At 72.3% G+C, this 24017-nt stretch carries 23 protein-coding genes and 2 tRNA genes; 14 read left to right on the top strand and 11 right to left on the bottom strand.

The window, feature by feature from the left end; translation table 11 throughout:
• Positions 1-125: 125 nt before the first annotated feature.
• Positions 126-223 (bottom strand) — tRNA-OTHER (locus ACF1AG_RS04765).
• 47 nt (positions 224-270) lie between these two features.
• Positions 271-342 (bottom strand) — tRNA-Cys (locus tag ACF1AG_RS04760).
• Positions 343-570: 228 nt separating this feature from the next.
• Here ACF1AG_RS04760 and ACF1AG_RS04755 point away from each other — a divergent pair.
• The 6 genes from ACF1AG_RS04755 (at position 571) to ACF1AG_RS04730 (ending at position 6404) form a co-directional block, all read left to right on the top strand.
• Positions 571-2046, top strand: coding sequence for an MFS transporter (locus ACF1AG_RS04755; protein ID WP_391809313.1), 1476 nt, complete (start codon positions 571-573; stop codon positions 2044-2046).
• A gap of 30 nt (positions 2047-2076) precedes the next feature.
• Positions 2077-2277: a hypothetical protein gene (locus ACF1AG_RS04750; protein WP_359605188.1), complete on the top strand. Its 201-nt coding sequence runs from the start codon at positions 2077-2079 to the stop codon at positions 2275-2277.
• A complete protein-coding gene (locus tag ACF1AG_RS04745) occupies positions 2274-2648 on the top strand; it encodes a type II toxin-antitoxin system death-on-curing family toxin (protein ID WP_359605186.1) in 375 nt (124 codons plus the stop codon). Before ACF1AG_RS04750 ends, ACF1AG_RS04745 begins: the two co-directional genes overlap by 4 nt.
• 117 nt (positions 2649-2765) lie before the next feature.
• Positions 2766-4559, top strand: coding sequence for a DEAD/DEAH box helicase (locus ACF1AG_RS04740; RefSeq protein ID WP_359605184.1), 1794 nt, complete (start codon positions 2766-2768; stop codon positions 4557-4559).
• Between the two features lie 321 nt (positions 4560-4880).
• On the top strand, positions 4881-5522 hold the full coding sequence (locus ACF1AG_RS04735; RefSeq protein ID WP_086702234.1) for an IclR family transcriptional regulator: 642 nt from the start codon (positions 4881-4883) through the stop codon (positions 5520-5522).
• Positions 5523-5612: 90 nt separating this feature from the next.
• Entirely contained in the window at positions 5613-6404 is a 792-nt protein-coding gene (locus ACF1AG_RS04730) for a S16 family serine protease (RefSeq protein ID WP_359605182.1), read from the top strand.
• Between the two features lie 6 nt (positions 6405-6410).
• On the opposite strand, the gene ACF1AG_RS04725 is transcribed toward ACF1AG_RS04730, so the two are convergent.
• From ACF1AG_RS04725 to ACF1AG_RS04705, 5 genes are read right to left on the bottom strand one after another with little or no spacing between them, the layout of a single operon-like run.
• Positions 6411-7358 (bottom strand): glycine betaine ABC transporter substrate-binding protein, encoded by a 948-nt coding sequence (locus ACF1AG_RS04725; RefSeq protein WP_359605198.1) that lies wholly within the window; start codon positions 7356-7358, stop codon positions 6411-6413.
• 23 nt (positions 7359-7381) lie between these two features.
• Positions 7382-8227 (bottom strand): ABC transporter permease, encoded by an 846-nt coding sequence (locus ACF1AG_RS04720; protein ID WP_391809312.1) that lies wholly within the window; start codon positions 8225-8227, stop codon positions 7382-7384.
• Positions 8224-9498: an ABC transporter ATP-binding protein gene (locus ACF1AG_RS04715; protein ID WP_359750418.1), complete on the bottom strand. Its 1275-nt coding sequence runs from the start codon at positions 9496-9498 to the stop codon at positions 8224-8226. Before ACF1AG_RS04715 ends, ACF1AG_RS04720 begins: the two co-directional genes overlap by 4 nt.
• The gene (locus ACF1AG_RS04710; RefSeq protein ID WP_359605176.1) at positions 9491-10138 is read right to left on the bottom strand and encodes an ABC transporter permease; all 648 of its coding nucleotides are present in this window, start codon (positions 10136-10138) and stop codon (positions 9491-9493) included. The genes ACF1AG_RS04715 and ACF1AG_RS04710 overlap by 8 nt, the downstream gene beginning before the upstream one ends.
• 31 nt (positions 10139-10169) lie before the next feature.
• Positions 10170-10640 (bottom strand): Lrp/AsnC family transcriptional regulator, encoded by a 471-nt coding sequence (locus tag ACF1AG_RS04705; RefSeq protein ID WP_006134418.1) that lies wholly within the window; start codon positions 10638-10640, stop codon positions 10170-10172.
• Positions 10641-10762: 122 nt separating this feature from the next.
• On the opposite strand from ACF1AG_RS04705, the gene hppD reads away from it, so the two are divergent.
• Positions 10763-11908: a 4-hydroxyphenylpyruvate dioxygenase gene (gene hppD / locus ACF1AG_RS04700; protein WP_359605174.1), complete on the top strand. Its 1146-nt coding sequence runs from the start codon at positions 10763-10765 to the stop codon at positions 11906-11908.
• A gap of 19 nt (positions 11909-11927) precedes the next feature.
• On the opposite strand, the gene ACF1AG_RS04695 is transcribed toward hppD, so the two are convergent.
• A complete protein-coding gene (locus ACF1AG_RS04695; protein WP_391809311.1) occupies positions 11928-13322 on the bottom strand; it encodes a tetratricopeptide repeat protein in 1395 nt (464 codons plus the stop codon).
• A gap of 103 nt (positions 13323-13425) precedes the next feature.
• Between ACF1AG_RS04695 and ACF1AG_RS04690 the strand changes: the two genes are divergently transcribed.
• From ACF1AG_RS04690 to ACF1AG_RS04680, 3 genes are all read left to right on the top strand, one after another.
• The gene (locus tag ACF1AG_RS04690) at positions 13426-14841 is read left to right on the top strand and encodes an FAD-linked oxidase C-terminal domain-containing protein (RefSeq protein ID WP_359605170.1); all 1416 of its coding nucleotides are present in this window, start codon (positions 13426-13428) and stop codon (positions 14839-14841) included.
• 115 nt (positions 14842-14956) lie between these two features.
• On the top strand, positions 14957-16402 hold the full coding sequence (locus tag ACF1AG_RS04685; protein WP_391809310.1) for an RDD family protein: 1446 nt from the start codon (positions 14957-14959) through the stop codon (positions 16400-16402).
• A gap of 88 nt (positions 16403-16490) precedes the next feature.
• The gene (locus ACF1AG_RS04680; protein WP_359602705.1) at positions 16491-17270 is read left to right on the top strand and encodes an RDD family protein; all 780 of its coding nucleotides are present in this window, start codon (positions 16491-16493) and stop codon (positions 17268-17270) included.
• 60 nt (positions 17271-17330) lie between these two features.
• On the opposite strand, the gene ACF1AG_RS04675 is transcribed toward ACF1AG_RS04680, so the two are convergent.
• Complete coding sequence (locus ACF1AG_RS04675; RefSeq protein WP_391809309.1) at positions 17331-17621, bottom strand: hypothetical protein; 291 nt, start codon at positions 17619-17621, stop codon at positions 17331-17333.
• A gap of 390 nt (positions 17622-18011) precedes the next feature.
• On the opposite strand from ACF1AG_RS04675, the gene ACF1AG_RS04670 reads away from it, so the two are divergent.
• Entirely contained in the window at positions 18012-20366 is a 2355-nt protein-coding gene (locus ACF1AG_RS04670; protein ID WP_391809308.1) for an immune inhibitor A domain-containing protein, read from the top strand.
• A 122-nt stretch (positions 20367-20488) separates the two neighbouring features.
• A complete protein-coding gene (locus ACF1AG_RS04665) occupies positions 20489-20818 on the top strand; it encodes a hypothetical protein (RefSeq protein WP_359602696.1) in 330 nt (109 codons plus the stop codon).
• A 6-nt stretch (positions 20819-20824) separates the two neighbouring features.
• Here the strand turns inward: ACF1AG_RS04665 and ACF1AG_RS04660 are convergent, their stop codons facing one another.
• On the bottom strand, positions 20825-21412 hold the full coding sequence (locus ACF1AG_RS04660; protein ID WP_359602694.1) for an isochorismatase family protein: 588 nt from the start codon (positions 21410-21412) through the stop codon (positions 20825-20827).
• Positions 21413-21529: 117 nt separating this feature from the next.
• Positions 21530-22876 (bottom strand): nicotinate phosphoribosyltransferase, encoded by a 1347-nt coding sequence (locus ACF1AG_RS04655; protein ID WP_359602692.1) that lies wholly within the window; start codon positions 22874-22876, stop codon positions 21530-21532.
• Positions 22877-22974: 98 nt separating this feature from the next.
• Between ACF1AG_RS04655 and clpS the strand changes: the two genes are divergently transcribed.
• Positions 22975-23292 (top strand): ATP-dependent Clp protease adapter ClpS, encoded by a 318-nt coding sequence (gene clpS, locus ACF1AG_RS04650; RefSeq protein ID WP_359602690.1) that lies wholly within the window; start codon positions 22975-22977, stop codon positions 23290-23292.
• A gap of 68 nt (positions 23293-23360) precedes the next feature.
• Entirely contained in the window at positions 23361-23966 is a 606-nt protein-coding gene (locus ACF1AG_RS04645; RefSeq protein WP_359602710.1) for a DUF2017 domain-containing protein, read from the top strand.
• The last annotated feature ends 51 nt before the right edge of the window (positions 23967-24017 follow it).

The raw sequence follows: 24017 nt of genomic DNA, 5'->3' as shown, positions 1-24017 counted from the left end.
CCCGCGTGACTCCCCGCGAGCGGAGCTTGCTGATGGATGCTGTGCAGGCGAGTCCCTGAGCCACTCGGGCGCACGGCCGTGCGGTGGCGGCGGGGCGCTGTCGAAGCACCTCGCCCTTTCGCTTGAGGCCGTGGCGGGAATCGAACCCGCGTGACTCCCCGCGAGCGGAGCTTGCTGATGGATGCTGTGCAGGCGAGTCCCTGAGCCACTCGGGCGCACGGCCGTGCGGTGGCGGCGGGGTGCTGTCGAAGCACCCCGCTCTTTCCCTCGAGGCCGTGGCGGGAATCGAACCCGCGTTACTCGCTTTGCAGGCGAGTCCCTGAACCACTCGGGCACACGGCCGTGTCGGTGGGGGAGGGGTGCCGTGCGGCGCCCCGCCGTCCCGAACCGGTGCATCGACCGTACGGCGGGCGGCTCGCGGTGCTCAAGGGAACGCCGGGGCGTGCAACACGACTGCCATGTGCCGTTCACGAAGGGCGGGGGGCGCCCCGGTCCTACGACCAAGGTCCCGGTGCCGGAACCGACCCCCGACAGGGGTCAACCAGGGCCGTGGACCTTACCCTGGCGGTCATGACCGCCCCGAACCCCCGCGACACGGGTGTCGCCGAGCCCGCCGGCGCTCCCGCCCCGGCCGTCGTCCCCGACGACACCGTCCTCAGCCGCCGGTACCGCGCACTGAGCATCGGGGTCGTCTCCGTCGTGCTGCTGATCGCCTTCGAGGCGACCGCTGTGGGCACGGCGATGCCCGTCGCGGCCCGCGAGCTGAACGGCGTGTCGCTGTACGCGTTCGCGTTCTCCGGGTACTTCACCACCAGCCTCTTCGGCATGGTGCTGTCCGGCCAGTGGTCCGACCGGCGCGGCCCGCTCGCCCCGCTCACCTGGGGCATCGCCTCCTTCGCGGCCGGGCTGCTGATCGGCGGCACGGCGGGCACGATGTGGCTGTTCATCCTGGGCCGCGCGGTCCAGGGCCTCGGCGGCGGCCTGGTGATCGTCGCCCTGTACGTCGTCGTCAGCCGCGCCTATCCCGAGCGGCTGCGCCCGGCGATCATGGCGGCGTTCGCGGCCGCGTGGGTCGTCCCGTCCATCGTCGGCCCGCTGGCCTCCGGCGCGGTGACCGAGCACCTCGGCTGGCGCTGGGTGTTCCTCGGCATCCCGGTGATCGTGGTGCTCCCCCTGGCGCTCGCCCTGCCCCAGATCCGGCGGCTCGCCTCCGGCCCGGTCGGGGGCGCCGCCGAGGCCCCGGCCTCCTTCGACCGCCGCCGTATCCGGCTGGCCCTGGCGATCTCCTTCGGGGCGGGCCTGCTCCAGTACGCCGCGCAGGACCTGCGCTGGCTGTCGCTGCTGCCGGGCGCGCTGGGCGTGGCCCTGCTGGTCCCGGCGGTCCTCGGCCTGCTCCCGCGCGGCACCTGGCGGGCGGCGCGCGGCCTGCCGTCGGTGGTGCTGCTGCGCGGTGTCGCCGCCGGTTCCTTCATCGCGGCGGAGTCCTTCGTGCCGCTGATGTTGGTCACCCAGCGGGGACTCAGCCCGACGCTGGCCGGCTTCTCCCTCGCGGCGGGCGGCGGCACCTGGGCGCTGGGGTCCTGGGTGCAGTCCCGGCCGCGTCTGGACCGGCACCGTGAGCGGCTGATGTCCCTCGGGATGCTGCTGGTCGCGTTCGCCATCGCCGCCGCGCCGAGCGTGCTGATCCACTCCGTGCCGGCCTGGACGCTGGCGGTCGCGTGGGCGTTCGGCTGCTTCGGCATGGGCCTGGTGGTCTCCTCCACCAGCGTGCTGCTGCTCCAGCTCTCCGCCCCCGAGGAGGCCGGCACCAACTCCGCCGCCCTCCAGATCTCCGACGGCCTCTCCAACGTCCTGCTCCTGGCGATCGGCGGCGCCGCCTTCGCCGCCCTCGGCGGGGGCGCCGTCAGCCATGCGGCCACGGAGGCCGCCGGCTCCCACGCGGCCGCCTTCGCCGCGGTGTTCCTGCCGATGGCGGCGGTGGCGCTGGCGGGGGTGTGGATAGCCACCCGGCTTCGCCCGGAGGAGCAGCCCAAGAACAATGTGTGAGCGACTGGTCGCGGTCAGTATCATCCGGCCATGTCCGAACTGGTACTCCGCCCCGACTCCGCCCTGCTCCAGGCTCTGCACGACCTCGCGGACGCGCACGACCTCACGCCCGAGGACGTCGCGCTGGACGCGCTGCGCCGCCACCTCCACGAGGAGGGCCGGCAGGTGCGCGCGGTCGCCGAGCGCCTCGCGGCGGAGCACGCGGAGCTGCTGAGGAGGCTGGGCGAATGACGCGGCACCTCACCGTCGACGAGGTCACGGAGATCGCCGAGGTCGCGTTCGGCGGCGCCCCGCCGGTGGCGCGCACGCCGGGGCTGCTCGCCTCGGCCGTGCACCGCCCGCGCGCCCGCATGTTCGGCACCCCGGCCTATCAGGACCCGTACGAGCAGGCGGCCGCCCTGCTGCACGCCCTCGCCACGAACCACCCGTTCGTCGACGGCAACAAGCGCACCGCCTGGCTGGCCGCGGCCACCTTCCTCGCCTTCAACGGCGTCGACCTGCTGCACGCCGACCAGGACGCCGCGTACACGCTGGTCGTGGATGTGGCGTCCGGGGCGGTCGGCGACGTGAGGGAGATCGCCGTGCGGCTCAAGGGGTTGTGACGTGGGTCCCACCCGTGGGCGACCCGGGGCTTCGGCGGCGTGTGGAGCGGTGGGCCATCGGTAGGGTGGCCCGGTCGTCCCACGCACCAGAGCCGCCCGACCCCCCTCCCGGAGATCGTGACTACCACCGCCGGCACCGCCTCGCACCACCTGTCCCCGGCCTTCCCCGGACGTGCCCCCTGGGGCACCGCCGGCAAGCTGCGCGCCTGGCAGCAAGGGGCGATGGACAAGTACATCCAGGCTCAGCCCCGTGACTTCCTCGCGGTCGCCACCCCCGGCGCCGGAAAGACCACGTTCGCGCTGACGCTGGCGTCCTGGCTGCTGCACCACCACGTCGTGCAGCAGGTGACCGTCGTCGCGCCCACCGAGCACCTGAAGAAGCAGTGGGCCGAGGCCGCCGCGCGGATAGGCATCAAGCTCGACCCGGAGTACAGCGCGGGACCGCTCGGCAGGGAGTACCACGGCGTCGCCGTCACGTACGCCGGTGTCGGCGTGCGCCCCATGCTGCACCGCAACCGTGTCGAGCAGCGCAAGACGCTCGTGATCCTGGACGAGATCCACCACGCCGGCGACTCCAAGTCGTGGGGCGAGGCATGCCTGGAGGCGTTCGAGCCGGCCACCCGCCGCCTCGCCCTGACCGGTACGCCGTTCCGCTCGGACACCAACCCCATTCCGTTCGTGACGTACGAGGAGGGCGACGACGGGATCCGCAGGTCGTCCGCCGACTACACCTACGGGTACGGCTCCGCCCTCGCCGACGGCGTCGTCCGGCCGGTGATCTTCATGTCGTACAGCGGCAACATGCGCTGGCGCACCAAGGCCGGCGACGAGATCGCCGCCCGGCTCGGCGAGCCCATGACCAAGGACGCCGTCAGCCAGGCCTGGCGCACCGCCCTCGACCCGCGCGGCGAGTGGATGCCGTCCGTGCTGCGCGCGGCCGACCAGCGGCTCACCGAGGTCAGGAAGGCCATCCCGGACGCCGGCGCCCTGGTCATCGCCTCCGACCAGGACTCCGCGCGCGCCTACGCCAAGCTGATCCGCGACATCACCGGCCACAAGGCCACCCTTGTCCTCTCCGACGACGCCGGCGCGTCCAAGCGGATCGACGAGTTCAGCGCGAGCGACGACCGCTGGATGGTGGCCGTCCGCATGGTGTCCGAGGGCGTCGACGTCCCGCGTCTCGCGGTCGGCGTGTACGCCACCACGATCTCCACGCCCCTCTTCTTCGCCCAGGCCGTCGGTCGCTTCGTACGGTCCAGGCGGCGCGGCGAGACCGCGTCCGTGTTCCTGCCGACCGTGCCGGACCTGCTCGGCTTCGCCAACGAGATGGAGCGCGAGCGGGACCACGTCCTCGACAAGCCCAGGAAGGAGGGCGAGGAGGACCCGTACGCCGAGTCCGAGAAGGAGATGGACGAGGCGAACAAGCAGCAGGACGAGGACACGGGCGAGCAGGACATGCTGCCCTTCGAGGCACTGGAGTCCGACGCCGTCTTCGACCGGGTCATGTACAACGGCGCCGAGTTCGGCATGCAGGCCCACCCGGGCAGCGAGGAGGAGCAGGACTACCTCGGCATCCCCGGCCTGCTCGAGCCCGATCAGGTGCAGTTGCTGCTGCAGAAGCGGCAGGCCCGGCAGATCGCGCACAGCAAGAAGAAGCCGGCCGAGGAGGCCGACCTGCTCGAACTGCCGGCCGAGCGGCGGCCCGTGGTCTCCCACAAGGAGATGATGGAGCTGCGCAAGAAGCTCAACTCGCTCGTCGGCGCCTACGCCCACCAGAGCGGCAAGCCGCACGGCGTGATCCACACGGAGCTGCGCCGGGTGTGCGGTGGCCCGCCGTCCGCCGAGGCGACGGCGGGACAGCTGCGCCAGCGGATCGCCAAGGTGCAGGAGTGGGCCACCCGCATGCGGTGAGACGCCTGTGTGTCACGTGTGGACGGGAAGCGAGTGGGAGCGGTCCCCTCGTGTGCGTACCGGGACAAAAGTGACCAGTTTGTTCAACTGATGACCGGATTCTGGACGGAGCCTTCCGCTCAGCGGGACCGGCTCGCTACTGTCCCGCTACGCACACGCCCCGTGGCAGCGCCGCCGCGGAGCGCAGCCGTGAAGCGACTGTGCCCGGGACTGGTCCGGGCCGCCGGCCGATCGGCGGCCCTCTGAAGCGCGTGACCGCCGGGACCGGTGACGCACCTGCCGCGAGGGGCCGTCGACCTCACCACTGAAGGAGTGGGCGTCGTGACCGCGGAGACCTCTCAGACGCTCGACCGGGGCCTACGGGTCCTGAAACTGCTCGCCGACACGGATCACGGGCTGACCGTCACCGAGCTTTCCCAGAAACTGGGCGTCAACCGGACCGTCGTGTACCGGTTGCTCGCCACGCTCGAGCAGCACGCGCTGGTCCGCCGCGACCTCGGCGGCCGGGCCCGCGTCGGCCTCGGCGTGCTGCGGCTGGGACGACAGGTGCACCCGCTGGTCCGGGAGGCGGCGATGCCGGCGCTGCGGTCCCTCGCGGAGGACATCGGCGCGACCGCCCACCTGACCCTGGTCGACGGCGCGGAGGCCCTCGCCGTGGCGGTGGTGGAGCCGTCGTGGACCGACTACCACGTGGCCTACCGGGCCGGGTTCCGGCACCCGCTGGACCGCGGCGCCGCGGGCAAGGCGATACTCGCCGCCCGGCAGAAGGCCCCCGGAGACCCCGGCTACACCCTCACCCACGGCGAGCTGGAGACCGGCGCCTGCGGGGCGGCCGCGCCGCTCGTCGGTGTCACGGGCGTCGAGGGCAGCGTGGGCGTCGTCATGCTGGCGGACGTCGTGCCGGAACGGGTCGGCAAGCGGGTGGTGGAGGCGGCCCGTGAGGTCGCCGAGGCCCTGCGCTGACCGTACTCGCCGGGCGGGGGCGCCCGCCCGCGGATCCGCCCCCGCGGGCACCCCGGCCGGGTCCCACGCCCGTCACGTTAGATTGGCTCCGTGCTCACTCGCCTCACACGTCCCAAGGCCCTGGCCGTCTGTGCCGCCCCGGCCGCCGCGCTGCTGGCCACCGCCGTGCTCGCGCCGCTGCCCTTCTCCGTCGCGCAGCCCGGGCTGACGGCCGACGTGCTCGGCGAGAACAAGGGCCGGCAGGTCATCACCATCTCCGGCGCCCCCGTACGGGAGACCACCGGCCAGCTGCGGATGACCACCATCGAGGCGACCTCGCCGGACACCCGCGTCGGCCTGCCGCAGGTGATCGACAGCTGGTTCCGCACGGACGAGGCGGTCATGCCCCGCGACGCCGTCTACCCCAGCGGGGACGACGTCCAGGAGATCGAGCAGTTCAACCGGAAGCAGATGAAGGAGTCCCAGGACGAGGCCACCCGGGCCGCGCTGAAGTACCTGGGCCGCGAGAACCAGGGCATCGACGTCACCCTGAAGCTCGCCGACGTCGGCGGCCCGAGCGCCGGACTGCTGTTCTCCCTCGGCATCGTCGACAAGCTGGACGGCGACGGCAGCGGCGGCGACCTCACCGGCGGCCGGGTCGTGGCCGGTACCGGCACCATCGACGCCGAGGGCCGGGTCGGCGCGGTCGGGGGCGTGCCGCTGAAGACGCGCGCCGCCAAGCGGGACGGCGCCACCGTCTTCCTCGTCCCCCGCGACGAGTGCGCCGAGGCCGAGGCCGAGCTGCCCCAGGGGCTGCGCCTGGTCCCGGTGACCACGCTCAGGGGCGCCGTGGACGCGCTGGTCGCCATGGAGAAGGGCACCGGCGAGGTCCCCGCCTGCTGACCCCCACTACCCCTCCTTCACGAATCCCTCGGCCACCATCCAGTCCAGCGCGACCTGGTGGGGGTCCTCCCCGTCGACGTCGACCCGGGCGTTGAGGGTCTGCGCCACGTTGTTGTCCAGCTTCTCCGTGACCGGGGCCAGCACCTCGGCGATCGCCGGCCACTTCCGCAGCGTCTTGCTGTTCACGGTCGGAGCCGCGTTGTAGTTGGGGAAGAACTTCTTGTCGTCCTCCATCACCACCAGGTTCATGGACTTGATCCGCCCGTCGGTGGTGTACACCTCGCCGTAGGTGCAGGCGCCCTTGGCCGTCTGCGTGTAGATGATCCCGGAGTCCATCTGCGTGATGTTCCCTGCCGGGATGCTCATCCCGTACGCCTTCTCCATGCCGGGCAGCCCGTCCGCGCGGTTGGCGAATTCGCCCTCCACGCACAGCGTCACCGCGCCCGGGTCCGTCTTCGACAGCTCCGCGACCTCCGACAGGGTGCGGGTGCGGTACCGCTCGTAGTTGGCCTGGTTCATGGCCAGGGCGTACGTGTTGTTCAGCTCCGACGGCTCCAGCCAGGTCACGCCGTTCTTCGCGTCCGCGTCCCGCACCGCCAGCCACTGCTCGCGAGGGTCGGGGATCGGCCTGGTGTTGCCCTGGTACGTGATCCACGCCGTGCCCGTGTACTCGAACCCGGCGTCCGCCTCGCCCTTGACGACCGCCTCCCGTGAGCCGACCGAGCCCTGGATGCCCGTCCGGTCCACCACGTCCGCGCCCGCGGCCTGGAAGGCGATGCCCATGATCGCGCCGAGGATCAGCTGCTCGGTGAACTCCTTGGAGGTGACGGTGAGCTCGGCGCCCTCCAACGGCTTCCCCCGGCCGATCGTGCCCGGCTCCACGTCGTCGACCATCGGCGACCCGCTGGTCAGCCCGCACCCCGACACCACCGCCAGCAGTACCGCCGCCGGCATCAGCCGCACCCCGCGGCGCCCGCTCACGGCCCCGCCTCCAGCCCGCGCGGCCGCAGCAGCAGCTCCGCCAGCGAGGCCAGCCAGTCCACCAGCAGGGCCAGCGCGACGGTGAGCACCGACCCCACCACCAGGACCGGCATCCGCTGGCTGGTGATCCCGGTGGTGATCAGCACGCCGAGCCCGCCGCCCCCGCCGAAGGTGGCGAGCGTCGCCGTGCCGACGTTCAGCACCAGCGCGGTGCGCACGCCCGCGAGGATCAGCGGCACGGCCAGCGGCAGTTCCACCCGGGTGAGCACCCCCACCGGGGACATGCCGATTCCGCGCGCCGCCTCCAGCAGCGCCGGGTCGTTGGCCCGCAGACCGGCGATGGTGTTGGACAGCACCGGCAGCACGGCGTAGGCGATGATGCCGATCAGGGCCGCCCGGCGGCCGATGCCGATCCAGATCACCAGCAGCGCCAGCAGACCGATCGCCGGGGTGGCCTGGCCGATGTTGGCGAGCGTCATCACCACCGGGGTCGCCCGGCCGGCCTGCCCCCGGGTCAGCAGGATGCCCAGCGGAATGGCGATGATCAGCACGAAGAACGTCGAGATCACGGTCAGCTCGATGTGCTGCCACAGCGCCTTCGACACCCGCCCGTCCGACAGCGCGTTGCGGGTGAGGGCGTCCAGGTCGGCCTGCTCGAACCACAGCCAGGTCGCCAGCAGCACGGCGATCAGCAGCAGCGGCAGCAGGGTCAGCTTCTGCCAGGTCATCCGCGTCGGCGCCACGGCCGGGCGGACCGGGGGAGTGGCCTCCTCCCCGTCCTGTCCGGCGTCCTCGCGCGTCTCGGGCCCGTCCCCGGGCGGCCGCCCCTCGGAGGTCCTCACGCCTGGGCCTCCCCGCGGTCGCCCGAGGGGTGCGCGCCCTCCTGCTCGGCGTGCGTCTGCGCGGACCGCTGCTCCTCCAGGCCGGACTGCGACTCCCGCGCCTCGAGACGGTCCGCCTCCAGCAGCTCGTGCACGGAGTTCATCAGCGTCTCCACGTCCACGACGCCCTCGTACGCGCCGCGCCGCCCGGTCACCGCGACGCGGCCCGTGTTGTCGGTGAGCACCGCCTCCAGCGCGTCCCGCAGGGTGGCGTCCCGGGTCACCGTGTCGTGGACGAGGACGCCCGCGCGGGCCAGGGAGCCCTGGGCGCGCACGATGTCGCCGCGCCGCAGCCATTTGTAGGGGCGGCCCCGCTTGTCCAGCACCAGCACCTCGTCCGTGCCGGCGGCGCGCAGCCGGGCGGAGATCTCGTCGAGCGGGTCGTCGACGCCCACCGTCGGGTAGTCGGTGATCGTCACGTCCCCGACCCGGGTGAGGTTGAGCCGCTTCAGCGCCGCGCCCGCGCCGACGAAGCCGGAGACGAAGTCGTCGGCGGGGTTGGTGAGGATCGCCTCCGGGGTGTCGAACTGGGCGATGTGGGACTGCTCGCGCAGCACCGCGATCCGGTCGCCGATCTTGATGGCCTCGTCGAAGTCGTGGGTGACGAAGACGATCGTCTTGTGCAACTCCCGCTGGAGCCGGATCAGCTCGTCCTGGAGGTGGTCCCGGGTGATCGGGTCGACCGCGCCGAACGGCTCGTCCATCAGCAGCACCGGCGGGTCCGCCGCCAGCGCCCGCGCCACGCCCACGCGCTGCTGCTGCCCGCCGGAGAGCTGGCGCGGATAGCGGTCGCGGAACTCGCCGGGGTCCAGGCCGACCAGATCCAGCATCTCCTCCACCCGGTCCCGCACCCGCCCGGACGGCCAGCGCAGCATCTTCGGCACCAGGGCGATGTTCTGCGCGACGGTCATGTGCGGGAACAGCCCGCTCGCCTGGATCGCGTAGCCGATGGTGCGGCGCAGCTTCACCGGGTCCATGTCGGTGACGTCCTCGCCGCCGATCCGGATCCGGCCGCCGGTCGGCTCGATCAGCCGGTTGATCATCTTCAGGGTGGTGGACTTCCCGCACCCGGAGGGGCCGACGAAGACCACCGTCTCGCCCGCCCCGATCTCCATGCTGACGTTGTCGACGGCGGGCCGGTCGCTGCCCGGGTAGCGCTTGGTGAGGCCCTCCAGCTCGATGGTCGCCCCGACCGACCGGGGAGCGGCCTCGGTCGTACCGGACTCAGGCACGGATCCCCCTGGAGATGGTCAGCCGTCCGATCAGGACGTACGCGGCGTCGAACAGCAGGGCGAGGACGACGATGCCGAGGGTGCCGGCGAGCACCTGGTTCAGGGCGTTCTTGCTGCCCAGGGAGGCGATCCCGCGGAAGATCAGGTTGCCGAGGCCGGGTCCTGAGGCGAAGGCGGCGATGGCCGCGATGCCCATCAGCATCTGCGTGGAGACGCGGATCCCGGTGAGGATCGGCGGCCACGCCAGCGGCAGTTCCACCCTCACCAGCCGGGACAGCCGGGACATGCCGATGCCGTTGGCCGCGTCCACCAGCGCCGGGTCGACCCCGCGCAGGCCCACGATCGCGTTCCGCACGATGGGCAGCAGCCCGTACAGGGTCAGCGCGATCACGGTCGGCGGCACGCCCAGCCCCACGATCGGGATGAGCAGGCCGATCATGGCGAGCGCCGGGACGGTCAGCAGGGTCGCGGTGACGGTGGTGGCGAGGTTGCCCGCCCACTCGCTGCGGTAGGTGACGATCCCGATCAGCACACCGATGGCGGTGGCCACGACCATGCACTGGAAGACGACGCTGGCGTGCTGGTAGGCGTCGGTGAGCAGCTGCTGGTGCCGGCTCTCCAGGTACTCCCAGAAGTTCACATCCGCTCACCCCCAGCTCGGCCAGGTCCGGTCACTCGCCGAGCGCGGCCTGCTCCACCAGCGGGATGATCCGCAGCGGAACGGGGTTCTCCATGACGATCGCCGTGGACGCCCGGACGATGCCATCAAAACCGACGACACGGTCGATCACCCGCTGGAGATCGGCGTTCGAGCGGGCCACCAGCCGGCACAGCATGTCCCCCGTCCCGGTGGTGGTGTGCAGCTCCAGCACCTCGGGGACGGTCGCCAAGTGGGCCCGTACGTCGGCGCCTTGACCTTGTCTGATCTGCAGGGTGGCGAACGCGGTGACCGGGTAGCCGAGGGCCGCGGGATCCACCTGGGGGCCGAATCCGCGGATGACTCCGTTCGACTGAAGACGGTCCAGGCGGGCCTGCACAGTCCCCCGCGCCACCCCCAGCCGGCGGGACATCTCCAGCACCCCGATCCGCGGCTCGCGCGCCAGCAGCAGGATGATCCGCCCGTCCAGATGATCGATCGCCATACCGCGCTCCTCAGTGGTCATCCTGTACAGAAAGCCCGTCGGAGCGGGCGTTCGGCTGGACATGTTGCCCAGTGACTGGGCGAACTATTGCGCACCTTGCAGGGCTGTTCCACCCTGCCCCTATGACGCAGACCACACACACCGCTCCCGACACCGCACGGCAGGCAGACCCCTTCCCGGTCAAGGGAATGGACGCGGTCGTCTTCGCCGTGGGCAACGCCAAGCAGGCGGCGCACTACTACTCCACCGCCTTCGGCATGCAGCTCGTCGCCTACTCCGGACCGGAGAACGGCAGCCGCGAGACCGCTTCCTACGTGCTGGAGAGCGGCTCGGCCCGCTTCGTCTTCACCTCGGTCGTCAAGCGGTCCACCGAGTGGGGCGCCTTCCTCGAGGACCACGTGGCCGCCCACGGCGACGGTGTCGTCGACCTCGCCATCGAGGTGCCGGACGCCCGCGCCGCGTACGCCTACGCGATCGAGCACGGCGCCACCTCCGTCGCCGAGCCGTACGAGCTGAAGGACGAGCACGGCACCGTGGTGCTGGCCGCCATCGCCACCTACGGCCAGACCCGCCACACCCTGGTCGAGCGCACCGGCTACGACGGCCCCTACCTGCCCGGCTACGTCTCCGCCGACCCGATCGTCGAACCGCCGGCCAAGCGCTCCTTCCAGGCCGTCGACCACTGCGTCGGCAACGTCGAGCTCGGCCGCATGAACGAGTGGGTCGAGTTCTACAACAAGGTCATGGGCTTCACGAACATGAAGGAGTTCGTGGGCGACGACATCGCGACCGAGTACAGCGCGCTGATGTCGAAGGTCGTGGCCGACGGCACGCTCAAGGTCAAGTTCCCGATCAACGAGCCCGCCGTCGCCAAGAAGAAGTCCCAGATCGACGAGTACCTGGAGTTCTACGGCGGCGCCGGCGTCCAGCACATCGCGCTGAACACCAACGACATCGTGCACACGGTCCGCCAGATGCGCGCCGCCGGCGTGCAGTTCCTGGACACCCCGGACTCGTACTACGACACCCTCGGCGAGTGGGCGGGCGAGACCCGCGTGCCCGTGGAGACGCTGCGCGAGCTGAAGATCCTCGTCGACCGCGACGAGGACGGCTACCTGCTGCAGATCTTCACCAAGCCGGTCCAGGACCGCCCGACCGTCTTCTTCGAGATGATCGAGCGCCACGGCTCCATGGGCTTCGGCAAGGGCAACTTCAAGGCCCTGTTCGAGGCGATCGAGCGCGAGCAGGCCAAGCGCGGCAACCTGTAGGCGCCGCGCGCCCGCGCCCTCAGGAGGACTCGGGGCCCGCCTGGACGGACGGCTCACCCAGGCGGGCCAGCGCCTCCTTCGCGCGGGGCGCGTGCAGCGGCGAGAACCAGGGGTTGATCCGCAGCGCCTCGGACAGATGGCGGCGCGCGGCCCCGTACCGCCCCAGGGAGTGCTCGATCGTCCCCCGGTGGTAGGCGAACAGCGCGTTGCGCACGCCCCCGCCCTTCGTCCCCTCCGTGGCCCGCACGGCGAAGGGCAGAGCCTCCTCGTGCTCCCCGGCCCGGTGGAGCGCCCAGCCCAGCGCGTCCGCGACCTCCGTCGACGGCTGCCGCTTCCACTCCGCCCGCAGCCGCCGCACCGCCGACTCCGCATCCCCGTGGTCGGCCTCGAACCGGCCCAGCACCAGCTCCTCGTCCGCGCCGTGCGCGGCGGCCACCCGGGCCCGCTCCCGCAGCAGCGCGTAGTGCACCTCGGCGGCCGGCCGCATCCCCAGCGACTCGTACAGCTCGCCCAGCTCCAGCGCGTACTCCGGCCGCGGATGCCTCGCCAGCGCCGTGCGGTACGCGCTCAACGCCTCCGTGGTGCGGCCCAGCGCCGCCAGCGCCCTGCCCTGCCCGGCCTGGGCCGCCCGCTGGTCGGGGTCGGTGCGCACCGCCTCCTGGAAGTGGCGCAGCGCGTCCTCCCGGTCGCCGCGCTCCCAGGCGAGCTGACCGGCCCGCTCCAGGTACGCCGCGCGCTCGGCGGGCTCACCGGCGGCCGACGCGGCGTCCGCGAGCTTCGCCGCCGCGTCCTCCCGCCAGCCCCGGTCCCGGTAGACGGCCGCCGCCCGCACCATCACCGCCGGGCCCGAGCGCAGCTCCATCAGCTTCTCCAGCAGCCGGCCGGTCTCCTCGTCGTCGCCCAGTCCTGCGGACGCCTCGATCAGCGGCGGGTACGTCGTCCACCGCCCGGGTTCCAGCTTCCGCGCCGCCTCGCCCCACGCGCGGGCGCTCGCGTGGTCGCGCCGGGCGTTCGCCAGCACGGCCATCGCCCGCAGCGCCGGCACGTCGTCCTTCCGTACCTCCAGCGCGGTGCGCAGCGCCTTCTCGGCGCGCGGCCAGTACCGCGGGTCGGCCAGCCGCAGCCCCTGTTCCACCCGGGCCGCGCCCAGCTCGGCCCAGGCGCGCGCGTCCCGGGGGTGCTTCCGCAGATGCCGTTCGCGCTCGGCGGTCAGCGCCTCCAGGTCGCCCAGCGAGGCCGGGACGCCGCTGGTCACCGCGGCCAGGGCGCGCTCCTGCGGGGTGGGGGCGGGGGGCGGAGCCTGCCCGCCCCACGGCAGCGTCACCAGCACTCCGCCCAGCACGGCGGCCCCGGCGGCCGACGTGAGCAGCGCGCGGCGGTACCTCCGCCGGCGCGCACGAGGCTGTTCGTCCATGGCGCACACTGTGCGTCACGCATCGCCTACATATGATCATCACACTCCGTCGGAACCCGGCCGCCCGTACGGGGTTCACACCGATGGCCCCGGGTGCGACGCTGTGATCGTGAGCCGTATCGAAGCGCGACGCGATGAAGACACGGTGGCGGCCGGACCTCTCGTCGACCGGCTGCTCGGCGGCCTGCCCGCGGAGGCCGTCCTCACCGACCCGGACGTCACGGCCTCCTACGCCCACGACATGGCGAGCTTCTGCCCGGCCGGCAGCCCCGCAGTGGTGGTGCTGCCCCGGACGGTCGAGCAGGTCCAGCACGTGATGCGCACCGCCACCGAGCTGCGCGTGCCGGTCGTCCCGCAGGGCGCCCGCACCGGCCTGTCCGGCGCCGCCAACGCCACCGACGGCTGCATCGTGCTCTCCCTGACCAAGATGGACCGCATCCTGGAGATCGACCCGGTCGACCGGATCGCGGTCGTCGAACCGGGCGTGATCAACGCCGCGCTGTCCCGCGCGGTCGCCGAGCACGGCCTCGCCTACCCGCCGGACCCCTCCAGCTGGGAGATGTGCACCATCGGCGGCAACATCGGCACCGCCTCGGGCGGCCTGTGCTGCGTCAAGTACGGAGTCACCGCCGAGTACGTCCTCGGCCTGGACGTCGTCCTCGCCGACGGGCGGCTGCTCACCACCGGCCGCCGCACCGTCAAGGGCGTCGCCGGCTACGACCTGACCCGCCTGTTCGTAGGCTCCGAGGGATCCCTCGGCATCGTCGTCCGCGCCGTCCTCGCGCTGCGGCCCAAGCCGCCGGAGCAGCTGGTGCTGGCCGCCGAGTTCGCCTCCGGCGCCGCCGCGAGCGACGCGGTGTGCCGCATCATGGCCGGCGGCCACGTCCCGTCCCTCCTCGAACTGATGGACCGCACCACCGTCAAGGCGGTCAACGACATGGCCCGCATGGGCCTGCCGGAGTCCACCGAGGCGCTGCTGCTGGCCGCGTTCGACACCACCGACCCCGCCGCCGACCTAGCCGCCCTCGGCGCGCTGTGCGAGGAGGCCGGCGCCACCCAGGTCGTCCCCGCCGAGGACGCCGCCGAGTCGGAGATGCTGCTCCAGGCCCGCCGGATGTCCCTGGTCGCGCTGGAGGCCGTCAAGGGCACCACGATGATCGACGACGTGTGCGTGCCCCGCTCCCGGCTCGGCGAGCTGATCGAGGGCGTCGAGCGGATCTCCGAGAAGCACGGGCTGACCATCGGCGTCGTCGCCCACGCCGGGGACGGCAACACCCACCCGACGGTCTGCTTCGACGCCTCCGACCCGGACGAGTCCCGGCGGGCCCGCGAGTCGTTCGACGAGATCATGGCGCTCGGCCTGGAACTCGGCGGCACCATCACCGGCGAGCACGGCGTCGGCGTGCTGAAGAAGGAGTGGCTGGCGCGGGAGGCCGGCCCGGTGTCGATGGAGATGCAGCGGGCCGTCAAGCACGCGTTCGATCCGCTCGACATTCTGAACCCGGGCAAGCTGTTCTGAACGAGAAGGTGCCCGAAAGGGGTGGGGTCCGGCCGGACGGGACGTCCGGCCCCCGCCCGTCTGATAGATGTGGTGGCCCCCGACCCATCCCTCGAGCAGATACGGGACGACGGACATGAGCGCCCCAACCCCGGCACCCGGAGACGACAGGCCCCGCGAGGGGTACTACCCGGACCCCTCCATTCCCGGATACGTCCGGTACTGGAACGGCGCCGCCTGGGTGCCGGGCACCAGCCGTCCGGCACCCGCCGACGGAGAGCCGCTCGCCCCGCCGCCCGGCGCCGCACCGGCCGCCTCCCCCGGCGCCGCCCAGGCCGTGCCCTCCGTCGAGGAGACCGGCCCTCACTTCTTCGACGAGGACCCGGCCGACGCGCCCGCCCCGGCGTCCCCGGCCGACGCCCAGCACGGCAGCCGGCCCGAGCCGGCCTCCGCCTGGGGCGCCGACCGCTCCCGCCAGTCCGGCTTCGGCGGCGACCAGGACCGCAGGGTCTCCTGGGGCGCCGCGGGCGCCGACCCTCGCGTCCCGCACGACTCGGCGGCGGCGCAGGGCGGCCCGGCCGCGTCCGGACCGGCGGCCGCCTCCCCGGACACCCCGCGGGCGGACGGGACGTTCGTCTTCCGCAGGCCGACGGCAGGCTCCTCGCAGCAGCCTGCACCGTCCGGCGGCGCGACGGCCTCCACCGACGAGGGCACCATGACCTTCCGCGCCGTCTCCCCGCGCGCCGGGGAGACGGACGCCCCCGGCGCCGGACGGCCCGGCTTCACCGCCGGGAAGGCCGCGGCCGAGCGTGCCGCCGGGGCGGCGTCCGCGCCCGCCGCCCCGCCGTCCGGCCCGCAGCAGGCCACCGCGCCCGCCGTGCCCCCGCAGACCACCGGGCCCGCCTCCACCCCGGCGGCCCCCGCGGCCGCCGCGCCCCCGGCCGCCCCGACGCCGCTGACGCCCGGCCCCGGAGGCGGACAGCCCTCCTGGCCGCAGCAGGTGCACCGGCTCGCCGGCGCCACCCCGGAACCGCAGGCCGCGCCCTGGAAGCCCCCGGTCGACGACGTCTTCCAGGCCGCCGCCCGCCGTCAGGCCGCCGCCCGGCCCGCCGCGCTGGGCCGCAGGCTGACCGCCCGGCTGCTCGACACGGTCGTCCTCGGCGCCGTCACCGCCGCGGCCGCCGTGCCGCTCGGCATGAAGGCGCTGGACCACATCGACGCGAAGATCGAGGCGGCCAAGCTGTCCGGACGGACCGTCACGGTGTGGCTGGTCGACGGGACCACCTCCGTCCACCTCGGCATCGTCCTCGCCGTCCTGCTGCTCGGCGGGGTGCTCCTCGAGGTGCTGCCCACCGTCAAGTGGGGGCGCACGCTGGGCAAGAGGCTCATGGGCATCGAGGTGCGGGACATCGAGGCGCACGAGGCCCCGGAGTTCGGCGCGGCGCTGCGGCGCTGGCTGGTCTACAGCGTGCCCGGACTGCTCGTGGTCGGGGTCGTCGGCGTGCTGTGGTGCCTGTTCGACAAGCCCTGGCGCCAGTGCTGGCACGACAAGGCCGCGCACACCTTCGTCGCCGCCGCCTGACAGCGCGTCGGCTGCGCGGGCGGCGCCGGTACTCCGGACGGCGGCCCGCCGGATGCGGGGGAGCGGGGTTCGGGATCGGATCGGGGGCATGACCACCGAACCGCCCCCCGGCTCCGGTCAGCAGCCGCCGGACGAGGACCCGTTCCGGAAGCAGCAGCCGCCGGACGACGACCCGTTCAGGAAACAGCCCCCGCCGGGCGCCCCGGGCCCGGGCTCCGGCTCCCCGTACGACACCCCCGGCGCCACGCCCCCGCCCGGTCAGGGCGGCAGCGGTCCCTACGAGGGCGGCGGCCCGTACGGCGGCGGGGGAGCGGGCGGCCCGTACGGCGGGGGACCCGGCGGCCCCTACGGAGGCGGCCCCGGCGGCCCTTACGGCGCCGGCCCCTACGGCGGCGGTGGGCCGGGCGACCCGCTGGCCGGGATGCCGCCGCTCGCAGACAGCGGCCGGCGCACGCTGGCCCGCATCATCGACATGATCCTCGTCGGCATCGTCGTCTGGCTGCTCACCTGGCCGGTCGGGGTCAGCGAGTACAACTTCGACGGCGACCGGGTCAACGTCGGCAACAGCTTCGCCCAGTCGGTCATCGCCGCCGCCCTGTACATCGCGTACGACACCTTCATGGCCGTCCGCTTCGGCCGCACCCTCGGCAAGAAGTGGCTGGGCATGCGGGTGGCGAACCTCGCCGACGGCTCCAACCCCTCCGTGCAGACCGCGCTGATCCGCGCGGCCGTGCTGTGGCTGCCGTTCGCCTTCTGCTGCGCCTGCGTGTGGACGGCGATCTCCGGCGGCTGGAGCTACTTCGACCGGCCCTACAAGCAGGGACTGCACGACAAGGCGGCCAGGACCGTCGTGGTCACGGCCCGGTGACGCCGGGCCGCCGCTTCGGCCACGCGGCCGCGGACCGCCTTGCGCGGGGCGGGCGGTGCGTCAGGACGCCGCGCGCTCGTGGACCGGCTCGCGGACCTGCTCGCGGGCCGGGGACGGCACCGTGGCCCGCACCGGGAGCGGCGTCGCGGGCCGGACCGCCGCGGGGCGACGGGACGCGGGGACCGGCACGCGCACGGCCACCAGGAGTCCCAGGGCGAGCGACACGACGGCGACCGCCGCGACGCCCGCGCCGGAACTCGTCCCGGACAGCAGCAGCAACGCGAAGGTCGACAGGATCACGGCGCACGAGCCGTAGGCGAACTGAGCGACAGTCGGACGGGGCATGGCCATCGTGTCCTCGGAAGTCGGGGGCTGTCGGCCTGGCTTTCCACCGGCTCAAGGGCGTTCCGCCAAGCGACTCTAACCGCGAGAGTGCCCGAGGGGAACGGACGGTAAGCGTGACCTGACCTACAGGGCCGGTGCACAGGGGGCGCACGGATTCATGGCGCCCCACACAGGGGCCGGCGGACGCGCCCGCCGGGCTTTCGCGCGGAACTGTCCGCAATGCGAACCGAGGATCCGCATAACGCGTTTGATCTGTTCAAGTCAAGGTCTGTTTTTTCTGGCGAACCTCTAGTCAAATGACGTCACTTGACTACACGCGTTGATCACGTGCGCGCGGGACCTTCCACAGACGGAACCTCCTTCGGCCGCGCGCAGGCACGCGGGAGGGGATCTCAAGTGACCAGTAGACCCTGGACGTTCAGAGCGGCCGCGATAGGCGTGGCCCTTGCGGCGGCCACCGCCACCTGCTCTGCGTTCACCGTGGCGCAGGCGGACTCGGCCGACCCGGCCGACCGTCCCAGCGCTGTGGACCGGCACGACCCGGCGTCGAACAACCACGTCGACCACGACCTCGAGGGCCCGCTCTCCAAGACGCAGGCGGCCCAGCGCGAGGAGGCGCTCAACCAGGTGCTCTCCGGCAAGACGTCGGTCAAGAACCGTGACGGTTCGAAGGTCGTCCAGCTGAAGGGCAAGAAGGGCGACAGCAAGTACGTCGAGCTCGGCCGGGAGAAGACGGACAAGATCTTCACCATCCTGGTGGAGTTCGGCGACAAGATCGACAGCCGCTACGGCGGCACCCCTGGTCCCCTGCACAACCAGATCGCCGAGCCGGACCGTGAGGTCGACAACTCCACGGCCTGGCAGGAGGACTACAACCGGCAGCACTTCGAGGACCTGTACTTCGGTTCCGGCAAGGGCGTCGACTCGGTCAAGACCTACTACGAGAAGCAGTCCTCGGGCCGCTACTCGGTCGACGGCGAGGTCTCCGACTGGGTCAAGGTGCCCTACAACGAGGCCCGTTACGGCTCCAACAAGTGCGTGCCCGACAACTGCGCCTGGTACGCGGTGCAGGACGGCGTCACCGCCTGGGCCGAGCAGCAGAAGGCCGCCGGCCGGACCGACGCCCAGATCAAGGCTCAGCTCTCCCAGTACGACCTGTGGGACCGCTACGACTTCGACGGCGACGGCGACTTCAACGAGCCCGACGGTTACATCGACCACTTCCAGATCGTGCACGCCGGTGAGGACGAGTCCGCCGGCGGCGGCGCCCAGGGCGAGGACGCGATCTGGGCCCACCGCTGGTACGCCTTCGGCACCGACGCCGGCGCCACCGGCCCCGAGAACAACAAGCTCGGCGGCACGCAGATCGGCGACACCGGGATCTGGGTCGGCGACTACACCATCCAGCCGGAGAACGGCGGACTCGGCGTCTTCGCCCACGAGTACGGCCACGACCTCGGCCTGCCGGACCTCTACGACACCCAGGGCGGCGAGAACGCCACCGGCTTCTGGACGCTGATGTCGTCCGGTTCCTGGCTGGGCACCGGCAAGAACGAGATCGGCGACCTGCCCGGCGACATGACCGCCTGGGACAAGCTGCAGCTGGGCTGGCTGAACTACGACACCGCCAAGGCCGGGGTCAACTCCTGGCACAAGCTGGGCGTCGCCGAGTACAACACCAAGCACAAGCAGGCGCTGGTCGTCCAGCTCCCGAAGAAGGCCGTCACCACGGAGATCGTGGAGCCGGCCGAGGGCGAGACCCAGTGGTGGAGCGGCAGCGGTGACGACCTGCGGAACACGCTGACCCGCAGCGTCGACCTCACCGGCAGGTCGTCGGCCGAGCTGTCCCTGGACGGCTGGTACGAGATCGAGTCCGACTACGACTTCCTCTACACCGAGGTCTCCACCGACGGCGGCGCCAACTGGACCGCCCTGGACGGCACGGTGGACGGTCAGCCGATCCCGCGGGACGGCAGCGACAAGCCCGCCCTGCACGGCACGGTCGACGGCTTCAAGAAGCTGGTCTACCCGCTGGACGCCTACGCGGGCCAGAAGATCGACCTGCGCTTCCGCTACCAGACCGACGGCGGTGTCGCCCTGAAGGGCTTCGCTGCCGACGCGATCACGGTGACGGCGGACGGCACCGCGCTCTTCACGGACAACGCCGAGACGGCCGACGAGGCCTGGACGGCGAAGGGCTTCTCCCGCATCGGCGCGTCCTTCACCAAGGACTACGAGCAGTACTACATCGCCGAGAACCGGCAGTACGTCTCGTACGACAAGACGCTGAAGGTCGGCCCGTACAACTTCGGGTTCGCGAACAGCCGTCCGGACTGGGTCGAGCACTACGCCTACCAGAACGGCCTGCTGATCTGGAAGTGGGACACCTCCCAGCTGGACAACAACACCAGCGTGCACCCGGGCAAGGGTCTGATCCTCCCGATCGACTCCCACCCGACCGCGCTGAAGTGGTCCGACGGCACGCTGATGCGCAACCGCATCCAGACCTACGACGCCACGTTCAGCAAGTTCCGCACCGACGCCATCACCCTGCACAAGGCGGACGTCGCCCGGTACATCCCGTCCTCGAAGGGTGTGTCGGTCTTCAACGACCGCACCAACACCTACTGGGACCCGGCGAACCCGACCGGCAGCGTCCAGGTCACTGACACCAACACCAAGATCAAGATCAAGAAGGAAGCCAAGGACGGCTCCACGATCGAGCTCGAGGTGGGCCCTGCGGGCCGGTAAGTAGCGTTCTCGCAGGTCAGAACATGATCGGCGGTGACCCCCTGGCGGGTCACCGCCGATCCGTGTTTAGGTGCCTCCTGTGGCTCTCTTATTGACACCTGCTGACACGGGGGTATGACCGCATGGCCGCAGGAGGCTTCTGCAAGCTGCCGAACGGCACGGTGGTGGTGGCGCTGAACCTGCCCAGCCCCGCCGCCGACCTACCGGCCGGGGTACGGGTGCTGGTCCACTCGCAGAACCGGGCGCGCGCCCTGACCAGGCTGCGCAACCTGGGCCTGCGCGCCGTGTACCTGCGCGGGAACACCGCGCCGCCCACGCCCGACGAGATCACGGCGGTCCTGCACCATCCCGACGGCCTGATATGGCGCACGGCGCCCGCCGGGGGAGTGCTGTCGGTGGAGCTGTGGCACCCGATCCGGGCGCTGATCAAACGGCCGGCCGCCTCCGCCTGACCCGGCTCACTGCACGGCCGGCTTGCCGGACAGCTCCACGCCGGCCTCCCGCATCTCCTCCAGGGCCCGCTCGGTGGTCTCCCGGGACACGCCCGCGGTGAGGTCGAGAAGGACCTGGGTGCGGAAGCCCGCCCGGACCGCGTCCAGCGCGGTGGCCCGTACGCAGTGGTCGGTGGCGATGCCCACGACGTCCACCTCGTCGACCTCCCGCTCCCGCAGCCACTCGGCGAGCGGGGTGCCGTTCTCGTCGGCGCCCTCGAAACCGCTGTAGGCCGCCGCGTACGCCCCCTTGTCGAAGACGGCGTCGACCGCCCCGGAGGTCACGGCGGGCGCGAAGTTCGGGTGGAAGCCGACGCCCTCGGTGCCGGCGACGCAGTGGGCGGGCCAGGAGCGCTTGAAGTCGGGGTGGTCGGCGAAGTGGTCGCCGGGGTCGACATGGTGGTCCCGGGTGGCGACCACGTGCCGGTACCCGGCCGGGGCCTGGCCGATCAGCTCGGTCACGGCGGCGGCCACGTCGGCGCCGCCGGCGACGGCGAGGCTGCCCCCCTCGCAGAAGTCGTTCTGCACGTCTACGACGATCAGTGCGCGGCGCATGGTCGGTGTCCTTCGGCTCTGGGCGGACGGATGGGTGCGGCGGGGCCGGGCGGGCGTACCTCGGGCCCCGGGGACGGAGCGGCGCGGACAGGCGACGACTCGCGCCGTGGCTTGCCTTTAGCTACCCGACGGCAGGTGCACGTACTCCGTCGGGAGGACGGGTTCCCCGCGCGAGAGCTGTGTCGCGGACAGCGGGAGACCGGCGCGGGCGGCGGCGTGCCGCTCGCGGACCACGTCCAGCGGCTCGCGGGCGACCACTTCACCGTCCCGCACCAGCGGCACCAGCAGCTGCCGGTCGGCCAGCTCGGGCGGGACCTCACCGGTGCCGATCACCTCGGCCACGGCGACGCCGTCCGCGTCCCGCCGCCGCGCGGCCCACTTGCGGCCGCCGATCGACGTCTTGCCGCCGGTGGACTTCTTCGCCACCGGCACCAGCGGCGCATCCGGGGCGGCGGACTCGGCGCGCGCGACCAGCTTGTACACCATCGAGCAGGTCGGGTGCCCCGAGCCGGTCACCAGCTGCGTGCCCACCCCGTAGGCGTCCACCGGCGCCGCGGCCAGCGAGGCGATGGCGTACTCGTCCAGGTCCGACGTCACGACGATCTTCGTGTCGCGGGCGCCCAGCTCGTCGAGCTGCTGCCGCACCCGGTGGGCCACCAGCAGCAGGTCGCCGGAGTCGATGCGCACCGCGCCCAGCCCGGGCCCGGCGACCTCCACGGCCGCGCGGACCGCCTCGGTCACGTCGTAGGTGTCCACCAGCAGCGTGGTTCCCGCGCCGAGGGAGTCCACCTGGGCGCGGAAGGCGTCCCGCTCGGTGTCGTGCAACAGGGTGAAGGCGTGGGCGGAGGTGCCGACGGTGGGGATGTTGTAGCGGAAGCCGGCCGCCAGGTCGGAGGTGGAGGAGAAGCCTCCGATGTAGGCGGCGCGGGAGGCGGCGACGGCGGCCAGCTCGTGGGTGCGCCGGGCGCCCATCTCGATCAGCGGCCGGTCGCCGGCGGCGGAGGACATCCGGGAGGCCGCGGCGGCGATGGCCGAGTCGTGGTTGAGGATCGAGAGGATCACCGTCTCCAGCAGCACGCACTCGGCGAAGCTGCCCTCCACCCGCACGACCGGCGAGCCGGGGAAGTAGACCTCGCCCTCCGGGTAGCCCCAGATGTCGCCGGAGAAGCGGTAGCCGGCCAGCCAGTCCAGGGTCTCCTCGTCGACGACGGCCTTCTCGCGCAGGAAGCGCAGGACTCCCTCGTCGAAGCGGAAGTTCTCCACCGCGTCCAGCACCCGTCCGGTGCCCGCCACGACGCCGTAACGGCGGCCGTGCGGCAGCCGCCGGGTGAAGACCTCGAACACGCTGTGCCGCTCGGCCGTGCCGGCCTTCAGCGCCGCCTGCAGCATCGTCAGTTCGTACTGGTCGGTGAAGAGTGCCGTCGACGGAACATTCACCGGCAATCCAAGGTCCGCTGTGTCCATGGCGAGGATGGTACCCCCATTTCGTCACTCTGACGATTTGACTCCGCGGGCGGTCGTGAGCGGGCCGGTTTGTGCGACCACCCCCCTCCGGTGGCAGCATGGGCAGTGTGACGTCACCCGCACCCCTGGAGATCGAACGCACCGAGTCGGCGGAGGAGGTCTTCGCCGTACCCGAGCCCGACGTCCCGTGGGTCACGATCGTCCACAACGACCCGGTCAACCTCATGAGCTACGTGACGTACGTCTTCCAGACGTACTTCGGCTACTCCAAGGACAAGGCCACCAAGCTCATGCTCGACGTCCACCACAAGGGCCGGGCCGTCGTCTCCAGCGGCAGCCGCGAGGAGATGGAGCGCGACGTCCAGGCCATGCACGGCTACGGCCTGTGGGCGACCCTCCAGCACGACCGGAAGTGAAGCCGGACATGACCGCCCGGGACGTGGCCTGCGCCCGCCCGCTGGACCGGAAGCAGCGAACCGCCCTTATGCCAGGACACTTCGAACCGCTCCCCGGCGGCGGCGCGGCCGTCGCCCTCGACGACGTCGAGATCTCCATCATCCGCTCGCTCGCCGTGCAGCTGATGGAGATCATCGGCCCCGGCCCGGCCGAGGAGTCCGGTGGCGACCCGCTCGCGGAGCTCTTCGCCGAGGGCCCCAGCGAGCCGCCCTCCGACCCCGTGCTGCGCCGGCTCTTCCCCGACGCCTACGTCGACCCGGAGGGGACCGAGCGGCCCGAGAAGGCCGAGGAACAGCGGGCGCACTCCGCCGAGTTCCGCCGCTACACGGAGAACGACCTGCGGGCCGGCAAGCGGGAGAACGCGCTGGCGGTGATCCGCTCCCTGGACGGGCTGAGGGACGCGGCCGGCGAGGGCGAGGCGGTGCTCGAGCTGACGCCGGAGGATTCCGTGCGCTGGCTGGGCGCGCTGAACGACCTGCGCCTGGCGATCGGCGCCCGGCTGGAGATCACCGACGAGGACGACAGCGACGTCCTGTTCCACCTTCCGGACGAGGACCCGCGCAAGCCGATGGTGATGGCGTACCTCTGGCTGGGTGGTCTCCAGGAGACGCTCGTCTCGACGCTGACGGCGTAGGAAACGTCCGGATCGGCCCGGAAAGCACCGCGAAGTGTTCGCTCAGAGGAA

It is taken from the genome of Streptomyces sp. NPDC014764 (assembly GCF_043082785.1).
Classification (GTDB): Bacteria; Actinomycetota; Actinomycetes; order Streptomycetales; family Streptomycetaceae; genus Streptomyces; species Streptomyces althioticus.
This window is presented reverse-complemented; position numbering and strand designations above follow the sequence as displayed.